Raw genomic sequence first — 17387 nt, forward strand, 5'->3', positions numbered from 1 at the left:
CATCGGCGGACGCGCCGACGAGCCTGACCCCCGCGCCGGTGCTGCCCCCGCCCCCGGCCGTCGGGCCGACCGGTGCCGGGCCGACCGGTGCCGGGCCGACCCGTGCCAGTGGGGGGAGGCGTCCGTGGCTGCGGCCGGCGCTGGCGGCAGCGGCCGTCGTCGTGGTCGCCGCGGCCGGGGTGGGGCTCGCGGTCGGGCTGCGTGACGATCCACCGGCCAACGCGACTCCCCCGGTCTCGCCCACGCCGTCCGCGAGCGCGTCCGCGTCCGCCGGGCCATCCGCCGGATCGGTCACCCTGACCGACTACCGGGGGCGGGAGAGCACGCTCATCGTGGCGCGGCTGCGGCGTGCCGGACTCACGGTGCGGACGGTGTCCGAACCGAGCGTGACCTCCGCGCGCGGCCGCGTCCTGGACACCACGCCGCCGTCGGGGACCCGGGTGGCACCGGGCAGCGTCGTGGTGGTCAAGGTCGGCGACGGATCGCAGGCCGAGGCGCGTGGCTGGCGGGTGTTCCCGCGCTACGCCGACGGCGCCTCGATGAACGGGAGCCCGATCATCGTGGTCGACCCGGCCGGCACCGAACACCAGGTCGGCGTCGGCGACCATCCGTCGCTGTCCCCGGACGCGTCCCGGGTGATCTTCACCGGCACGGACGGCGAGATCGTGAGCGTCCGGACGTCCGACGGCGGCGACCCCCGCCAGATCACCGACGAACCCGACGGCTCGTCGGACTACGCCACCTTCTCCCCCGACGGGCGCACCATCGCCTACGCCCGCAACATCGGCGGCATCTTCCTCATCAACACCGACGGCAGCGGGCGGCGCCGCGTCAGCGCCCTCCGCGACGCCTTCGAACTGTCCTTCGCCCCGGACGGCGACCGGCTCGCCTACCGCTCCGGTCGCGACCAGGCGCTGCACGTCGTGCGCCGCGACGGCACCGACACCACGCTGGCCACCTCGCCCGTCGCCGGTGACGACATCGCCGAACCCACCTGGTCACCGGACGGCAGGACGATCGCGTTCAGCACGGCGACCGGCGGCCTCTACCTGTACACCGTCGACGGCGGTGGGACCCGCGCCGTCGGGCCGCCCGGATCATGGCATCCCAGCTGGTCGCCCCAGGGCGGGCTGGTGTATGTCCAGGACACGTCGGCGGGACGTTTCTTCGCCGCCACCGGCCCCGTGCGCGTCCGCAACCCGGACGGGACCGGCGACAGTCTCCTCGACACCCACCCCGCCAGCGGACCCGTCCGCTGGGCCGCACCGACCGGCAGCTGACCTGACCGCATGGCCGACCGACCCGGCCGTGGCGTGGCTGGCTGACCTGGCCGCGCGGCGGCGCAGGGCCGGCAGGGCGGCGGCCAGGGCGCCGAGGGCGAAGGCCGCGGTGTGGCCGATCCCGTCCACATCGCCGTAGACCAGGTCGAACATCATCGCCGGGGCGATGGCGCCCAGGGCGACAGCGCAGCTCAGCCGCAGCCGGCGGGACGTCGGCAGGACCGCGACGGCGGCGAGCGCGGTCGCGACGACATAGCTGGGACCGACATCCAGGATGTGCAACGCGCTGGAGGGCAGGTTGCCCGTCGCGACCCGCAGGCCGAGTATCCCCTCGGAGATCAGGGTGGCACCCGTGTGCCCGCCGAACACGACGGCGAACGCCGCCACGCTGCCCAGGGTCGCCTCCAGCCCTCCCACCGCGAGCGCCGCCAGCGCCAGCCACGGAATGACCGGACCCCCCGTCACCCACGGGATGCTGCCGAACAGCGCCCCCAGCGGATGATGCGCCAGCTGGTCGAGGCTGGTGCTGGTCGCCCACCACCACCGGTGGACGAGCTCCGGGGTCACGTGCCGCAGGATCCGCGCGGTCAGCAGCGCGGTCAGCAGCGCGGTCAGCAGCAGCGCCGTCACCGGGTAGGCGCGTGGCGCCCCGACCAGCCGGGCCGCCACGCCCGCCGCCCGCCGTCGACCCGCCGCCCGCACCGCCGACACCTCCGGCAGCGCCACCAGCGCACCCGGTGACCGGGCCCCCGCGGGTGGTGTCACGTGCCGCCCGTGCCGCGCGGGCAGGGCACCAAGCGTGCGGAATCCGGCGATCGGCGGACCGCACACCATCTCGGACCTGTGCCACGGTCGTCTCACCAAGCACCCCCACCCCGGAGGACAGTCATCCGTCGGCAGGCGCCACCTGCCGCTGTCACACCGCCGCCCGCGAGGACCGGCCGTCCACCCAGGACCGCAACCACCGCGGGTACGTCTCCCGGCGACGGCGGTGGTCCCTGCCTGAACAGCGGTGCTCACTACACGGTGATGCTCACTGAGATGACGCTGCACTGAGCACGGACATTCCCCGTTGAGCCGCGAGGCACTCCTCACGTCCCTACCCGCGCTCCCCCGTTTACCCTCCGCGACCGTCCCTCGCGGTCTGGGCAAGGGCAACCCCTACCGCCCTGGTTGCCCCAGGAGTCCCCAGCCGTCCCCAGGTGTCCCCAGGGGGCGGCCCGCGGGGTGATCAGGCGCGGGCGATGTGGGATGCCGGGTGACGAGCGGGGACCGAGGGCGGACGGCGATCACCTACGGCGACCGAGACGGGGCTGGAGGTGTCGAGGGTCCAGGCGAGGCTTTCACGCAGGGCGGGGCGCCACACGGTGAAGTCGTGGCCGCCGGGGCGCAGGTGCAGCTCGACCCGGAAACCGGGGCGGGCACCGAGGGTGGCGGCGAGATAGCGGGTGTCGGAGTACGACTCGCGGTCACCGCGGCCACAGTCGAGCCAGACCCGCATCGGTGGGGACGCCGCCAGGTGCGCCGCGTACCCGGCGGGGGTGTTCGCCGCGACGACCTGGGCCAGGTCACGGCGGCGGCCGAACAGGCCGATCATGCCGCCGTCATGGGTGGGGCGGTCCATCCCGGACATGTCGATGATCGTGGCGACCTGGTCGCGGTGGCGCAGGCCCAGGTTGAGGGCGCAGAATCCGCCGGCGGACATCCCGGCGAAGATCCGGTCGGCGCGGTCCGTGCGGGCGCGCAGGTCGGCGTCGACGGTGGGGATCACGTCCTCGACGACGTAGGTCTCGATGCGCTCGCCGGGGCGGTCGACGCATTCGGAGTCGTCCAGCCAGCCGTGGCTCAACCGCGGGGCGACCATGATCACCGGATGTCCGCTACCGGCGAGCCAGGAACCGGTCTGGGCGGCCCGGTCCGCCCGGAACCAGTCGACGGGCACTCCAGGTGATCCGTGCATGAGGTAGACGACGGGGAAGCGGGCGTGCGGCTCGGTGAAGTACTGCGGCGGCAGGTACACCAGGGCCTGCTGGGTGCCGAACCCGCTGTGCACGCCGGGTACGGACAGCCCGATGACGGTGCCCTGCGGATGTCGGCGCACCGGCGCGGCGACCACCGCCTCCCGCGCGGACGCGGTGGGCCAGGAGTGCACACCGAGCGCATCGTCGAGTCGCGGCAGGTAGCTGTAGTGGGCGTTGACCAGGTCCGCGGCCATGGCCAACGTCAACGTGGCCGCCAACGCGCCGGCCCCCGCGGCCAGCACCCGCCCCCCACGTGGACGCCGCCGCAGCCGACGGACTGCACAGCCGCAGCCCACCCAGGCCACAGCCGAAAGCGACCCGAGCGACAGCAGGAACCACCGCCCGATGATGACCAAAGACCCCACCGATCCACCCCCCTGCGCGTGCCGACCCCGCAGCGTCCGCCGCGCGGGTCAGGGGCCGCCTCCGGCCGACCGTGTCACTCCCGCTCCGTCCGGCGCAGTCGGGGACGCCACCGCGGCCAGACCAGGAACGCCTCGGCCTCGAGCATCGCCAGGGCGATCCGGGGCAGTTCCGCGCTCGCTGGATAGCAGACGAAACGGGGTGTCCACCGCGGGGCGAACTTGGCGTTGAAGCGGTACAGACTGTCGATCTGGAACCAGCGGGACATGAACATCAGCAGTCCACGCCAGCAGCGGATCACCGGGCCCGCACCGAGGCGCTCGCCGCGTTCGAGCGCGGACCGGAAGAACGCGAAGTTCAGCGAGACCCGGCGAACCCCCAGGTCGCCAGCCTGGCGCAGCGTGTTGACGATGAGGAACTCGTTCAGGCCGTTGTCGGCGTCCCGGTCGCGGATCATCGCGTCCAGGGAAAGCCCGTCGGCGCCCCACGGGACGAAGTGCAGCAGCGCCCGCAGCCGTGGTGGCGCACCGGTGGCGCCCGCCGCCGCGACGGACGCGCCCGCGCCGGTGACGGATGTACCGGTGACGGATGCGCCGGTGTGGGCGGTCGACTCGTCCGCGCCGACGGCGGTGGCTTCGGGGGCGCTGTCGTAGGCGAGCACGAGGACGCAGTCGCCGTCGGCGGGATCACCGATCCGGCCCAGCGCCATCGAGAAGCCACGTTCGGTCTCCGCGCCGCGCCAGGTCCTGGCCTGGGCCTCCACGGTGGCGATGGCCGCCGGGTCGAGGTCACGCACCCGGCGGACGCACACCGTGTACCCGGCCCGTTCCACCCGCTTGACGGCCTGGCGGACGTTGCGCATCGAGCGGCCCTCCAGCGAGAAGGCCGCGGTGTCGACGACGGCCTCGTCGCCGAACTCGAGCGCGGTGAGACCGGCCCGGGTCCAGGCGAGACCTGCGGGTTCGGAACAGCCGATGACGGCGGGGGTCCAGGCGTGGTTGGCGGCCTCGCGCAGGAACGCGCTGATCGCGCCGGGCCAGGCCTCCCGGTCACCGAGCGGGTCGCCGCTGGCGAGCATGACGCCGTTGACCACCCGGTAGGCGACACATGCCTTGCCCGACGGCGACCAGATCACCGACTTGTCCGAACGCAGCACGAAGTAGCCGAGTGAGTCGGCACTGCCGTACCGGGTGAGCAGGTCGCGTACCCGGATCTCGTCGTCCTCGGTGAGCCGCGGCGCCGGGCAGGGCGGACGAAGCGCCAGGTAGCCGGTGACACCGATAGTGACGACGCCGAGGGTGAGCAGCACCCGTTCGGCGAGGTCTGCGAAACGGTCGGAGCTGAAGTGCAGCGGGCCGGGGATACCGACCAGGCCCAGCAGGATCTGTTCGAGCTGCGCCGACCAGGAGTGCGCGCCGACAATCCGGTGCTCACGCAGGTGGAAGAGCAGAAAACCGCAGCAGATCGACAGTGCGGCCAGCGTGACCGCGGCGCCCAGCGCCCGCCATCGGGTGGACGGATCACCCTTGGCCCGGAACTCGCCGCGGGCCAGCACCAGCATCGCCAGCAGCCCCGCCGACATCGCGGCCTCGTCGTAGTCGAGGCCCTTGGCGACATGCAGGACGACACCGATGCCCAGCAGGCTCACCACCGCCCGCCACGCCCGCCGCTTGCGCCGACGCAGGCCGGCGGCAAGCAGCATGAGCAGCAGGCCGACCACGACCGTGAACGCCGCCGCCTGGCGGGACGCGGCCGCCGGCACCAGCGCCCGCAGATCGGCGAGCCGGGTGCGCCACTCGGGTGTGAGGGCGGAGACGACGTCGAGCAGCCCGACGACGCAGGTCAGCAGCGCCGCGACCCGCGGCACCCACGGCCGACCCCACGCCGGCAGACCCGGCGCCCACCGGGGACGCCCGCCGCCGCGTGGCCGCTGCGCCGTCCCCCGGTCCCGCTCGCCGCGACTGCCACCCGCCTGATCCGAACCAGCCGGATCACCCGGACCGGATGAGCGTCCCGAACCACCCGCACCGGCCGGACCACCCGGGGCGTCCCGGGTGCCACGTCCGCCGCCGGGATGGGGAGCGGAACCGCCGCGGGCGGAGCCACGGCCACGGGCCCCGGGCGCGCCGACGAGGCGCCGACCCACGGCCGACCGGTCCGCGGCAGGACGCCGCGGACCGGTCGAGCCCGGGGTGCCCGCGATGCGGCCACCCCCACTGGACGTACTCATGCAGGTATCGTCCCCCCGACGGGTGACTGGGACAGCACGGGACCCGGGAGACGATAATCCCTTGCGTTCCAACCGCCCCGTAAACCACCCCGATCGAGGTGGCCGAGGGCCGAACCGACCACATCGACCCGCCGGGCTTACCCCGCTGGCCCGGTCCGGGCCACCCCGCGGGATGGCGCGAACCGGACCAGCCGAGGGCCAGACCAGCCGCCGAAGTCAGCCGACGATGTCAGCCGACGTGCACGGGTGTGCCTTCGGCCGCGGTGGCCGCCTCCCGCCCGGCGTTGACCATCACGAACGTCACGACCGCGGCGATGGCGACCAGCACCGCGCTCCAGGTGAAGGCCGTCGTGTACCCCTCGATCTGGGACTGGGCGACGGCCTGACGGGAGTTGCCGTGATCGGCGAGGTAGCCGGAGACCGCCGTCGCGAACACCGTGTTGAGCAGCGCCGTGCCCAGCGAACCACCGATCTGCTGGGTGGTGTTGACCAGGGCGCTGGCCACCCCGGCGTCCTGCGGGTCAACCCCGATCAGCGCCACACTCGACAGCGGAACGAAGGAGAATCCCATCCCGAAGCTGATCAGCAGCACGGAGGGCAGCACGTGCGAGGCGTAGCCGGTGTCGAGGCCCACCCGCAGCAGCAACGCCATGCCGACCGCGGCGAGTACGGCGCCTCCGCCGGCCAGCAGCCGCGGCCCGACCCGGGGCAGCAGTTGGCTCGCGACCCCGGCCGAGACGATGATCCCGCCGCTGAACGGCAGGAAGGCCAGGCCGGTCTTGAGCGCGCTGTAGCCCAGGGTCTGCTGGAAGTAGAAGGTGAGGAACAGGAACATCGCGAACAGGCCGGCGCCGGTGAACAGCGAGGCCAGGAACGACCCGCCGCGGTTACGTTCCAGCGCGACCCGCAGCGGCAGCAGCGGCGCGGAGGTCCGCATCTCGATCACGACGAACGCGACGAGCAGTGCGACCGCACCCGCGAGCAGCCCCAGCGTGCGGGCGTCGCTCCAGCCGTCGTCGGCGGCCACGGTGAAGCCGTAGACGAGCGCGACGAGCCCCGCGGTCACCATCAGCGCGCCGGGCAGGTCGTAACTGGCCCTGCCCTCGGTGCGGCTCTCCCGCACAATCGGCGCGGCGGCGAGTGCTGTGACCAGCGCGATCGGTACGTTGACCAGCAGGCACCACCGCCACGAGGCGTACTCGGTGAGCAGACCACCGAGTATGAGGCCGATCGCCGCGCCACCGCCGGAGATCGCGCCGTACACGCCGAAGGCGCGGGCCCGCTCCTTGCTCTCGGTGAAGGTGACCGTGATCAGGGAGAGCGCGGCCGGTGCGAGCACCGCGGCGAACGCGCCCTGCAGCGCGCGGGCGGCGAACAGCAACCCGGCGTTGGGCGCGAGACCACCCAGCGCCGAGGCGAGCGCGAACCCGATCAGACCCCAGATGAAGGCGCGCTTGCGGCCGACATAGTCGGCGATCCGGCCGCCGAGCAGCAGCAGACCGCCGAAGGCGAGGGTGTAGGCCGTCACCATCCACTGCCGGTTGGCGGTGGAGATGTGCAGCGCGTCCTGCGCGTGCGGCAGGGCGATGTTCACGATGGACGCGTCGAGCACGACCATGAGCTGCGCGACGGCGATGATCGACAGCGCCAGCCAGCGCCGTGGATCGGGAGCGTCGTCAGCCAGCGGCGCCGGATCATGATCTGTCCGGGCGGCGACGGTATCGGTCACGAGTGGGCTCCTAGCCACAACAATCGAATTGCCGGATGTTCACGTCGGATGGCCGCGCATGGGCATACCGGCGCAGAACCGCGCACGACGACATGGCCGTCGCGTACGGGTGGGACGGACCGAACCTGGCTGGACGGGCACCAACCGGGCTGGTCAGACCGGGCTGGCTTGCTGGCTGGGCTTGCTGAGCCGGCTTGCTGGCGGCACGACAAAGGGGACGTCTGACCAGGAGGACGGAACACCGCCCGGTGACGTGACACGATCAGCGCCCGCCGCGGAGCACGGCGCGCACCCGACCGACGTCGACCCGAGAACCGATCAGACGTTCGGACAGATAATAGCTCAGACGTTCGAGGCGGCTGACGCTCGGGCCGCCAGGCCCGCGATCAGCGGCATGGCGACGTCATCGACGACGTGCGTGACGAACCGCTCGTCGAGCGGGCCGACACCGAACATCTGCCGGGTCAGGATCATGGACAGAATCGCCTCCGCCAGCGGGACGGCGTCGAGATCGGCGGGGATCTCACCCCGTCTGGCCGCCAGCACAAGCGCGTTTCCACACAGTTCGGCCTTGTTACGCACCATGTGCTCCTGGATGACCTCGGCCAACCGCGGGGACTCGGAGGCCGCGCGCAGCACCCCCATAAGCAGCCCACCGCCGACGTCGACGATCGAGCGAGCCATCAGCCGGACGTCGACCATCAGGTCGTCGCGCAGACTTCCGGTGTCGGCGGCGACATGTTCGGCGGGCGCCCGACGACGCAGCGCCTCGACGACCATCGCGTCCTTGCAGCTCCAGCGCCGGTAGATCGTCGCCTTGCTGGCCCGGGCCCGGTTCGCGACGGCGACCATGCTCATCCGCTCGTAGCCGACCTCGACGAGCAGTTCCAGCGCCGCGTCGAGAATCGCCTGCTCGCGGGACTCATCTCGAGGACGGCCCCGGCCCGAACCCTCCGGAGGCGACACACATGCCTCCCTTCGCATCCACGCGCACCACGGTCACAGCTCGATCACCACACCCACAGATCCCGCCAGGCGGGCCACAGCCAGGTCAGGGACCGTCGACCACCAAACGAAACAGTACTGTGCCGTACTCATATTCAGACCCCCCGAAACGCCGTGACCCCTGCCACACCTGTGCGCGGACGCCGAGCCCGCGCCGTCTTCCCTCGCCAGAAAGGTCCCACCCGGATATTGTCTGTATCAGACATAAATAACAGAAGGCGAGGTGAGTACCGTGAGCCCGTTGGCGGAGATCGCCGTCATCACCGCCGTGTGCGTCGCGTCGGGGGCCCTGGGGAGCCTGCTGGGGCTGGGCGGTGGCACCTTCATCGTGCCGATCCTCACCCTCGCCTTCGGGCTGGACGTCCGGCTCGCGATCGGCGCCTCGGTGATCTCGGTCGTCGCCGGCAGCGCCGCCGCCTCACCCCGGTACCTGGACGAGGGCTTCGCGAACCTGCGTGTCGCGGTGACCCTCGAGGTCGCCACCGTCATCGGGGCGGTGATCGGGGCGCTGCTCGCCGGCCACCTCAGCACCCACGTCCTCTACACCATCTTCGGCGTGGTGCTCGCCTTCAGCGCGATCCAGATGCTGCGCACCCGCCGCGACGTGACGACCGACGCGCTCGCGGTCCCCGGTGATCGCCTCGCCGATGTCCTCACCCTGCACGGCGACGTCGCGAACGGAAGCGAACGGCGCGCCTACCGGGTGACCAGAACCGCGACCGGCCTGACGATGATGACCGCCGCGGGCACGGTCAGCGGCCTGCTCGGCATCGGGTCGGGTGCGATGAAGGTGCCCGCGATGGACCTCGCGATGCGACTTCCCCTCAAGGTCTCGACCGCCACGAGCAGCCTCATGATCGGGGTGACCGGCGCCGCGAGCGCCGTCGTCTACCTGCAACGCGGGGACGTGGTGCCAGCCCTGGCCGGCGCGGTCGCGATCGGCACGGTGGTGGGCGCCCGACTCGGCTCCCGCCTGCTGTCCGTGGTGCCCGTCGCGACACTGCGCCTGGTCTTCCTCGCGGTCCTGCTGGTGATCAGCGTCCAGATGCTGCTGCGGGGCCTGGCATGACCCGCCCGACCACCCCGCCCCTGGATCCGCCCGACCAGCCCACCGCCTCCCCCGGACGGGCCACCACCTCCCCCAGGCAGACCATGGACGTCCCCGGACGGGCCACCAACGTTCCCGGACCGGTCGTGACGGAGCGCGGCCGTGAGGTCGGGGCTCGGCCGGTCGCATGGGTGCTGCGGGTCGGGGGGCTTCTCGGGGTGCTGCTGGTGACCGCCGGACTGGTCACGGCGTTCGGCCAGAACGGCGCGGCGTGGACCGGCCGTTCCCACGGCGACATCCTCGGCCCGGGTGCCGCGCTGCGGCTGTCCGACCTGGCTGGTGGGCTGCGCCACGCCCGGGCGGACGCGATCGTGCTGCTCGGGATGGTGGTGCTCGCCGCCACCCCGGCCGCCGGGGTCGCCGCTGCCGGCTGGTGCTGGCTTCGCGGACGTCAGCCGCAGCTGGCCGCGGTGGCCGCGCTCGTCCTGGTGCTCCTCCTGGTCGCAGGTGCCCTCGGCGCCGCCGAGTAGCCCCCCGACGTCACCCGAACCGACACCAACCGAACCGACGTCACCCGGGCCGATGCCGTCCGATCCGGTGGGATCGGCGTGGACGATGCGCGGCGTGGCCATGTTCACCGTGCCGACCGGGAATGGCGGGCTTTGCTAGAGTCCGATCACTGTCCTGAGTGCCAGCGTCCAAGCCCCGGCTTGCTGGCCGGCAACCCTCCTCACGCAGCGGGGTGCCCCGGGTGACGACAGGGCCGCGGCGACCAGCCGATGGCAAGTGCAGACCCGACACGGGTTGTTCTCGGAGCAATGATGACCTCGATCATTTCTGCCGTGCCCACATCCACGCCCGCCCAGGCGGCGTTGCTCCCGGTGGAGGGGGCGGGGCTACAGGTGCCACTGGCCGGCGGCGGCCAGGTGGAGTACGCCAACCTTGACTACGCGGCGAGCGCGCCGTGCCTGGAGGCCGTGGCCGATCATGTTCGCCGGGTGCTGCCGTACTCGGCGAGTGTGCACCGCGGCGCGGGGTTCGCCTCGGCGGTGTGCACGTCGCTGTACGAGGGGGCACGCCACGACGTCGCGCGCTTCCTCGGTGCCCGCGGCGAGGACGCCGTCCTGTTCACCCGCAACACCACCGACGCGGTGAACCTGCTGGCCCACGCGGTGGCGTCCACCAGCACCGAGGGTGCGGGCGGCGCGGCGGCGCAGGTCGTGCTGTTCGACCTCGAGCATCACGCGAACCTGCTGCCCTGGCGGCGGGTCGGGGCGCGCTGCGTCACCGTCCGCGCGACGTTGGACGAAAGCCTGGAGGCGCTGGACGCCGAGCTGCGGGCCGCGCCGGTGCGGCTGCTCGCGGTGACCGGGGCGTCCAATGTCACCGGGGAGGCGCCGCCGCTGCGGCGGCTGGCCCGGTTGGCCCATGACGTCGGCGCCCGGCTGTTCGTCGACGCGGCGCAGCTCGCCCCGCACCGGCGTATCGACATGGCCGCCCTCGGCATCGACCACCTGGCCTTCTCCGGTCACAAGCTGTACGCGCCGTTCGGCGCCGGGGTCCTGGTCGGACGGGCCGACTGGCTGGACGCGGCCCCGCCGTACCTGGCCGGTGGCGGTGCGGTACGTGAGGTCGGCGCGGCCTCGGTCGACTGGGCCACCGGACCGGCCCGACACGAGGCCGGCACGCCGAACCTCGCCGGCGCCACCGCGATCGCCGCCGCCTGCCGCACCCTCGCCGAGATCACCCCCGAGGAGTGGCACCACCACGAGTCGGCGCTGCGCGACCGGCTGCTGCGGGGACTCGCCGCCCTGGACCAGGGTGCGCCGGGCCGGGTCGTCGTCAACCGCATCTGGCCCGAGGACCGCGCCTCCGAAGACGGGGGCTCCGACGGGGGCCGCGCGCAGGGGGTGGGAGTGGTGGCGTTCTCCCTGCCGGGACACGATCCGGGGTTGGTCTCGGCGTATCTGTCGGCCGAACACGGGATCGGGGTGCGGGCCGGACGGTTCTGCGCGCATCCGCTGCTGGCCCGACTCGGGGCACCGGGTGGGGCGCTGCGGGCGAGCATCGGGGTCGGCACGACGTCGGCGCATGTCGACCGGCTGCTCGTCGCGCTCGAGGACTACCTGCGCGCCGGTCCGCGGCTGTCCTACCACCAGCGCGACGGTGGCTGGCAGCCGGTGCGGGACGAGCGCCGCCTGCCCGCGTGGGCCGAGCAGTACGCCCAGGTCCCGGGCCAGTCCGCCGGGCAGGTAGGTGCCCGCCCTGGGACCCTGCGGGACCTGAGGCTTTACCGCGGGCTCATCGGGGTGAAACCGTCCGTCGACGGCACGGCCGGACAGTGACGGCGTGCCACACACCGGGGGATTCACCGGGGCCAGTTGGAGCGACGCGGTCGCCCGCTGTCCCAAGTCGATGCTGCACGGGCCGTGCGCGGGAGTGGGAGCCGACGGTGACTGCGAGGTACCCGGCGTGGGCGCCTGCTCCTTCCTGGCCGCGCTCGACAGCTGGCCCTATCCTCCTCCCCCAGTGGAGGCGACGGGACCGGCGGGGGCCGATGACCAGGTGTGGGATGTGGGTGAGCTGACGGAGGTCGCGGCGCGCAGGCCGGTGATCGTCGCCGATCTGCCCGCCGCGGCGCTGTCCACCGACAGCCTGCTCGAGACCGCGGAGATCCTTGCCCCGGCCGTGGACGCCTGCCTGCTCGGCGATCACGGTGGGGCGCGGGTCCAGTTCCCGCCGTCCTACCGGTCGGGGTTGCTCACCCGGCGTGGGATAGCCGTCTGGGTCGGGGTGAACTGCCGGGACCGTAACCGGGTGGCACTCGCCGGTGAGGTCGCCGCCTGCCTGGACGCCGGGGTCACCGGGGTGCACTGCGTCACCGGTGATCATCCGGCGTTGGGGCATCGCGACGACGCCCCCGGCGTGTTCGATCTGGACAGTCTGGATGTCGTCGCGCTCGCACGGGGGCACGGCGCGCATGTCTCCGTCGCGCACGCGCCGGCCGCACCACCCACCGCCCACCGGCTGTCCCGCCTGATGGCCAAGATCGACGCCGGGGCGGACACGGTGTTCGTGGACCACTGCGGTGGGCCCGGACCGGTCGGCGAGGCGGTGGCGGGGCTGCGCGCCACCGGTTTCACCGGGCTGGTACTGGCCTGCGTGCCGGTCGTGACCAGCGCGGCGACCGCCGCCGTCGTCGCCTCGTTCGCCGGCCCCCGACTGCCCGCCGGCTTCCTGGACGCCATCGTGAACGCCCCCGATCCGACCGCGGCGGGGATCACGGCGACCGCCCGGCTCGCGACCCGGATGCTGGCGCTGCCGGGCGTCGACGGCGTCAACCTGTCCGGCGGCGCGCAGCCCGGCCACGAAAGGGCCGCGGCCCGGGCCACCGCCGCCATCGCCAACCGCGTCTTCGCGGACGCCCGCCGCCCCACCTGATGGAGAGCAACCTTTAACAGGTTTCGGCAGGCGTTTTACAGGGTCTCCATCGAATGGAAACCGTACGTAGATGGTCGCGCCGGAGGGTGTTGGCGTGCTGAACATCGGACGCGTGCGGCAGGCCACGACCTGTGGCGACGCACCCCGATGGACCTCCGCACAGGACGGCAGGTCATGACCTGGCTACGAAGTGCCACGACCACGGACGGCCGCCTGATCGACGTCGAACTCCGAGATGGGTTCATCCGCCAGGTCGTCGCCGTGGACGACCGCCGCTCGCACGGCAGCCAGACAACCGGCAACGGGGTGGCAACCAGCAATGAGGTGGATCTGCGGGGGCAGGTGCTGCTGCCGTCCTTCGTGGAACCGCACGCCCATCTGGACAAGGCGCTGACCGCGACGGTGGCCCGTAACGTCACCGGTGATCTCGCCGGAGCGATCACCGCGATGCAGACCCTGCTGGCAGCGATGACGGTCGCCGACGTCGTCGCCCGCGCCGAGGCGGCGCTGCGGATCGGCCTGGCGGCGGGCACGACCCATGTGCGCACCCACGTCAACGTCGGTGAGCTCGCCGGGATGCGGGCCCTGGAAGCCCTCGTCGACGTGCGGGAACGCTGGCGTGGGCTGGTCGAGCTGCAACTCGTCGCGCTGGTGTCCCATCCGCTGTCCGGTCAGCCGGGCCGGGATCTGCGCCGCGCCCTCGCCGAGGGTGCGGATGTGGCCGGCGGCTGCCCGCATCTCGATCCCGAGCCCGCGCGGGCCGTCGCGATCTGCCTGGACGCGGCCGGTGAGGCCGGTCGCCCGATCGACCTGCACACCGACGAGACCCTCGACCCGCGCCTGCTCACCCTGGCCACCCTCGCGGATCTGGTCATCCGCACCGGGTTCACCCCGGGCGCGGCGGCGAGTCACTGCGTGAGCCTGTCCATGCAGCCGCCGGACGTGCAGGCACGGGTGAGCGAGCAGGTGGCGGCCGCCGGTATCGGTGTCGTCGCACTGCCGCAGACCAACCTCTACCTGCAGGGACGCGCCCATCCGGTGGGCACCCCACGTGGGCTGACGGCGATCGGCCCGCTGCACCGCGCCGGGGTGACCGTCGCCGCCGGCGGGGACAACCTGCGTGATCCCTTCAACCCTGTCGGCCGCGGCGATGCCCTGGAGACGGCGTCGCTGCTGGTCACCGCCGGCCATCTCGACCCGCTCGCGGCGCTGGACGCCGTGACCGCCGCGCCCCGACGGGTACTCGGCCTGCCCGCGGTCACGCTCACCGCGGGCAGTCCCGCGGACCTGGTCGCCCTGCCGGGACCAACCGCTTTGGACGCGCTGGCCGCGGCGGGCCCGGCCCGAACCGTCTGGCGCGCCGGTCGTATCGTCGCCCGCACCCACGTCCACACTGATCTCGCTGCTGTCCCAGCCGTCTCTGCCATCCCAGCCCCGCACCCGCTCTCGCGACCGTGGGAGGCCGCTCTGTGACGCCGACCGACACCACCACCGGCACGTCCACCGACACGTCCACCGGCGCTGCCGCCAGCACGGGATCAGACGGGCCCGCCGACCCTGGAACGGGCACGCGCGCGGGCACGGGCGGTGACGCGTCGGCTGGCCCCGGCCCGTCCAACGGCACGCACCCCTCGCCCGGCACCGCGCCCACCGTCGGCAGCGGCGGCGAATCCGTCGGCGGTGTGGAACCCGCCGGTGACGGGGCTGCGCGGACAGCACCGGCGCTGCGGTTCACCGGGGTGAGCAAGCGGTTCCGCGACGGCACGGTGGCACTGGTCGACACCGATCTCACTGTTCATCCGGGTGAGTTCGTCTCGATCGTCGGGCCATCCGGATGCGGTAAGAGCACGTTGTTGCGCCTGGCCAGCGGCCTGGACGCGGTCACCGACGGCACGATGGACGTCGCCTCCCGCAACGTGGGCTACGTCTTCCAGGACGCGACGCTGCTGCCGTGGCGAACGGTGCGGGCCAATGTCGGGCTGCTCGCCGAACTCGAACATCTCTCCCGGGCCGAACGCGCCCGGCGGGTCGCCGAGACGATCAGCCTGGTCGGACTGGACGGTTTCGAGAGACATCTGCCGCATGAACTGTCCGGCGGGATGCGGATGCGGGCGTCGCTGGCCCGGTCGCTGGTCCTCGACCCGTCCATCTTCCTGTTCGACGAGCCGTTCGGCGCGCTCGACGAGATGACCCGGGAACGACTCAACGACGAACTGCTGCGGATGTTCGTGCTGCGCCGTTTCGCCGCCCTGTTCATCACCCATTCGGTCGCCGAGGCGGTGTTCCTGTCCACCCGGGTGGTGGTGATGAGCGGACGTCCGGGGCGGGTGAAGGCGGACGTGCCGGTGCCCTTCGGCTATCCGCGTGCCCCCGAGCTGCGCTACTCCCCCGAGTTCGCGGCGCTGTGCGGCCAGGTCTCGGCCCACCTCAGGAGCGAGTGATCATCATGGCCGCCTCCACCGCCTCCGTCCCGGCCGGCACCACCACCTCGGATGCCGTGGCTGCCCCGAGCACCACCCGCACCCCCACCGGCGCCGGCGCCGGTAGCGCGCCGGTCACCGATCCGGGCGGGATCGCACCGTCCGGTGCCCCGCCGACCCCTGGCCGCGGTGGGTCGTCCCGCAGGCGGGCCGGGCTGGTCAGCCTGGTCGTGCTGCCGGCGGCGGTGTTCGCGGTGTTCGTCGGCATCTGGTACTGGGTGTCCGACGGTGTGCTCAACGAGCAGCAGCGGTTCATGCTGCCGCCGCCGCACGAGGTGGTCCGGATCGGTTTTCTGGACTGGACGAACTTCACCTCGATGATGAGCGCGCTGAAACTGACCTGCGAGGTCACCTTCGCGGGTCTGGCGATCTCGATGGTGCTCGGTGTCGCGGTCGCGATCGCGATGAGCCAGGCCCGCTGGATCGAGCACTCGCTCTATCCGTGGGCGGTGGTGGTGCAGACGGTGCCGATTCTCGCCCTCACCCCGGTCCTGAGCTTCTTCTTCGGTTTCGCGCTGACCAGCCGCATCATCGTCTCCTTCTTTCCGATCGTCTCGAACACGCTCTTCGGTCTGCAGTCGGTCGACCGGAGCATGCACGAGTTGTTCAGCCTGCATCACACCAACCGGTGGACCCGGCTGTGGAAACTGCAGCTGCCGGCGGCGCTACCGTCCATGTTCAACGGGTTTCGCAACGCCGCCGGGCTGTCGGTGATCGGCGCGATCGTCGGTGAGTTCTACTTCAAGCAGGGCGATCCCGGGCTCGGGACGAACCTGTCGGTGTTCACCTCCCGGCTGGAGGGTGAACGACTGTGGGCGACCACGCTCACCGCGAGCCTGCTCGGCGTCGCCGTGTTCGTCTTCTTCGGCTGGCTGGCCCGCCGCGTCGTCGGCCGCTGGTATCAGCCCGACCGTGGCTGACCCACCGCATCCCATCGGCCCGCCGCATTCCCACCGAACCGCCACGTTCCTTTCCGACCGACCGGACAGACCGGCCGGGACGTCCACACAGCACGGGGAGTACCACCTTGATCAGATCTCGGCGACGGCCCGCCCGGCTCGTCGCGGCGACGGCAGCCGCGACCGCGCTCGCTCTCACCGCCGCCGCGTGCAGCAGCGGTGGCAGCGACGGCGACAGTGCGTCGACCAGCGCGTCCACCGGCGCCTCGGGGACGGTGCCAGCCCAGTACGACCTGGCGGCGGCGGGCTGCCCGTCGACGATCGTGTTGCAGACCGACTGGAACCCCGAATCCGAACACGGCGGCCAGTACCAGCTGCTCGGACCCGACCCGAAGATCAACGCGGGGGCGAAGTCGGTCAGCGGTGACCTGGTCGCGCACGGCGGGGTGAAGACCGGGGTGAAGCTGGAGATCCGCGCCGGCGGGCCCGCGGTCGGCTACGAGACGGTGACCTCGCAGCTGTACAAGGATTCCGACATCACCCTGGGCTATGTGAGCACCGACGAGCAGATCGCGCTGTCGAAAACCCAGCCGACCGTCGCCCTGCTCGCCGGCCTGGAGAAGAGCCCGCAGGTCATCCAGTGGTCGCCGGACAAGCATCCGGACTGGAAGACCATCGCCGACATCGGCAAGACCGACGCCAAGGTGCTGTACTTCCAGGGCGGCGCCTACATGGACTACTTCACCGGGTCCGGCATCCTGAAGAAAAGCCAGATCGACGGCAGCTACGACGGCACCCCGACCACGTTCGTCGCCTCCGGCGGCACCGACGCCGTGCAGGGTTTCGCCACCTCCGAGCCGTACACCTGGTCACATGAGGTGCGTTCCTGGA

General features: G+C 72.4%; 12 protein-coding genes, 2 pseudogenes and 1 riboswitch. Of the genes and pseudogenes, 9 read left to right on the plus strand and 5 right to left on the minus strand.

All coding sequences use genetic code 11. The features are described 5' to 3' along the window. Nucleotides 1-332: 332 nt before the first annotated feature. Nucleotides 333-416, plus strand: a pseudogene (locus G6R24_RS23655) (hypothetical protein); the annotation flags it as partial. Between the two features lie 681 nt (nt 417-1097). Here the strand turns inward: G6R24_RS23655 and G6R24_RS23660 are convergent. The 5 genes from G6R24_RS23660 to G6R24_RS09350 all read right to left on the minus strand — a co-directional run bounded on the left by G6R24_RS23660 (nt 1098) and on the right by G6R24_RS09350 (nt 8589). Beyond that, the gene (locus tag G6R24_RS23660) at nt 1098-2114 is read right to left on the minus strand and encodes a rhomboid-like protein (protein ID WP_338084424.1); all 1017 of its coding nucleotides are present in this window, start codon (nt 2112-2114) and stop codon (nt 1098-1100) included. 397 nt (nt 2115-2511) lie between these two features. Then, nucleotides 2512-3666, minus strand: a complete 1155-nt coding sequence (locus G6R24_RS09335) for an alpha/beta hydrolase (RefSeq protein WP_163548845.1) — start codon at nt 3664-3666, stop codon at nt 2512-2514. A 74-nt stretch (nt 3667-3740) separates the two neighbouring features. Beyond that, nucleotides 3741-5531 (minus strand): phosphatidylglycerol lysyltransferase domain-containing protein, encoded by a 1791-nt coding sequence (locus G6R24_RS09340; protein WP_163548855.1) that lies wholly within the window; start codon nt 5529-5531, stop codon nt 3741-3743. Between the two features lie 592 nt (nt 5532-6123). Beyond that, entirely contained in the window at nt 6124-7623 is a 1500-nt protein-coding gene (locus G6R24_RS09345; protein ID WP_163548846.1) for an MFS transporter, read from the minus strand. A 342-nt stretch (nt 7624-7965) separates the two neighbouring features. Further along, the gene (locus tag G6R24_RS09350; protein ID WP_163548847.1) at nt 7966-8589 is read right to left on the minus strand and encodes a TetR/AcrR family transcriptional regulator; all 624 of its coding nucleotides are present in this window, start codon (nt 8587-8589) and stop codon (nt 7966-7968) included. A 271-nt stretch (nt 8590-8860) separates the two neighbouring features. On the opposite strand from G6R24_RS09350, the gene G6R24_RS09355 reads away from it, so the two are divergent. From G6R24_RS09355 to G6R24_RS09390, 8 genes and pseudogenes are all read left to right on the plus strand, one after another. Continuing rightward, nucleotides 8861-9697, plus strand: coding sequence for a sulfite exporter TauE/SafE family protein (locus tag G6R24_RS09355; protein ID WP_163548848.1), 837 nt, complete (start codon nt 8861-8863; stop codon nt 9695-9697). Then, complete coding sequence (locus G6R24_RS09360) at nt 9694-10206, plus strand: DUF1634 domain-containing protein (RefSeq protein WP_225438315.1); 513 nt, start codon at nt 9694-9696, stop codon at nt 10204-10206. The genes G6R24_RS09355 and G6R24_RS09360 overlap by 4 nt, the downstream gene beginning before the upstream one ends. 150 nt (nt 10207-10356) lie before the next feature. After that, a riboswitch (SAM riboswitch) is annotated at nt 10357-10471 on the plus strand. A 47-nt stretch (nt 10472-10518) separates the two neighbouring features. Then, a complete protein-coding gene (locus G6R24_RS09365; RefSeq protein WP_225438316.1) occupies nt 10519-12021 on the plus strand; it encodes an aminotransferase class V-fold PLP-dependent enzyme in 1503 nt (500 codons plus the stop codon). A gap of 4 nt (nt 12022-12025) precedes the next feature. Continuing rightward, nucleotides 12026-13117, plus strand: coding sequence for a methylenetetrahydrofolate reductase C-terminal domain-containing protein (locus tag G6R24_RS09370; protein WP_225438317.1), 1092 nt, complete (start codon nt 12026-12028; stop codon nt 13115-13117). A gap of 174 nt (nt 13118-13291) precedes the next feature. Next, nucleotides 13292-14590: an amidohydrolase family protein gene (locus G6R24_RS09375; protein ID WP_163548851.1), complete on the plus strand. Its 1299-nt coding sequence runs from the start codon at nt 13292-13294 to the stop codon at nt 14588-14590. Nucleotides 14591-14799: 209 nt separating this feature from the next. Further along, complete coding sequence (locus G6R24_RS09380; RefSeq protein ID WP_163548860.1) at nt 14800-15558, plus strand: ABC transporter ATP-binding protein; 759 nt, start codon at nt 14800-14802, stop codon at nt 15556-15558. Nucleotides 15559-15563: 5 nt separating this feature from the next. Then, a complete protein-coding gene (locus G6R24_RS09385; RefSeq protein ID WP_163548853.1) occupies nt 15564-16517 on the plus strand; it encodes an ABC transporter permease in 954 nt (317 codons plus the stop codon). A gap of 107 nt (nt 16518-16624) precedes the next feature. Beyond that, nucleotides 16625-17387 (plus strand): annotated as a pseudogene (locus tag G6R24_RS09390) (ABC transporter substrate-binding protein); the annotation flags it as partial.

The organism is Candidatus Frankia nodulisporulans, from assembly GCF_902806475.1.
In the GTDB taxonomy this organism is placed as follows: domain Bacteria; phylum Actinomycetota; class Actinomycetes; order Frankiales; family Frankiaceae; genus Frankia; species Frankia umida.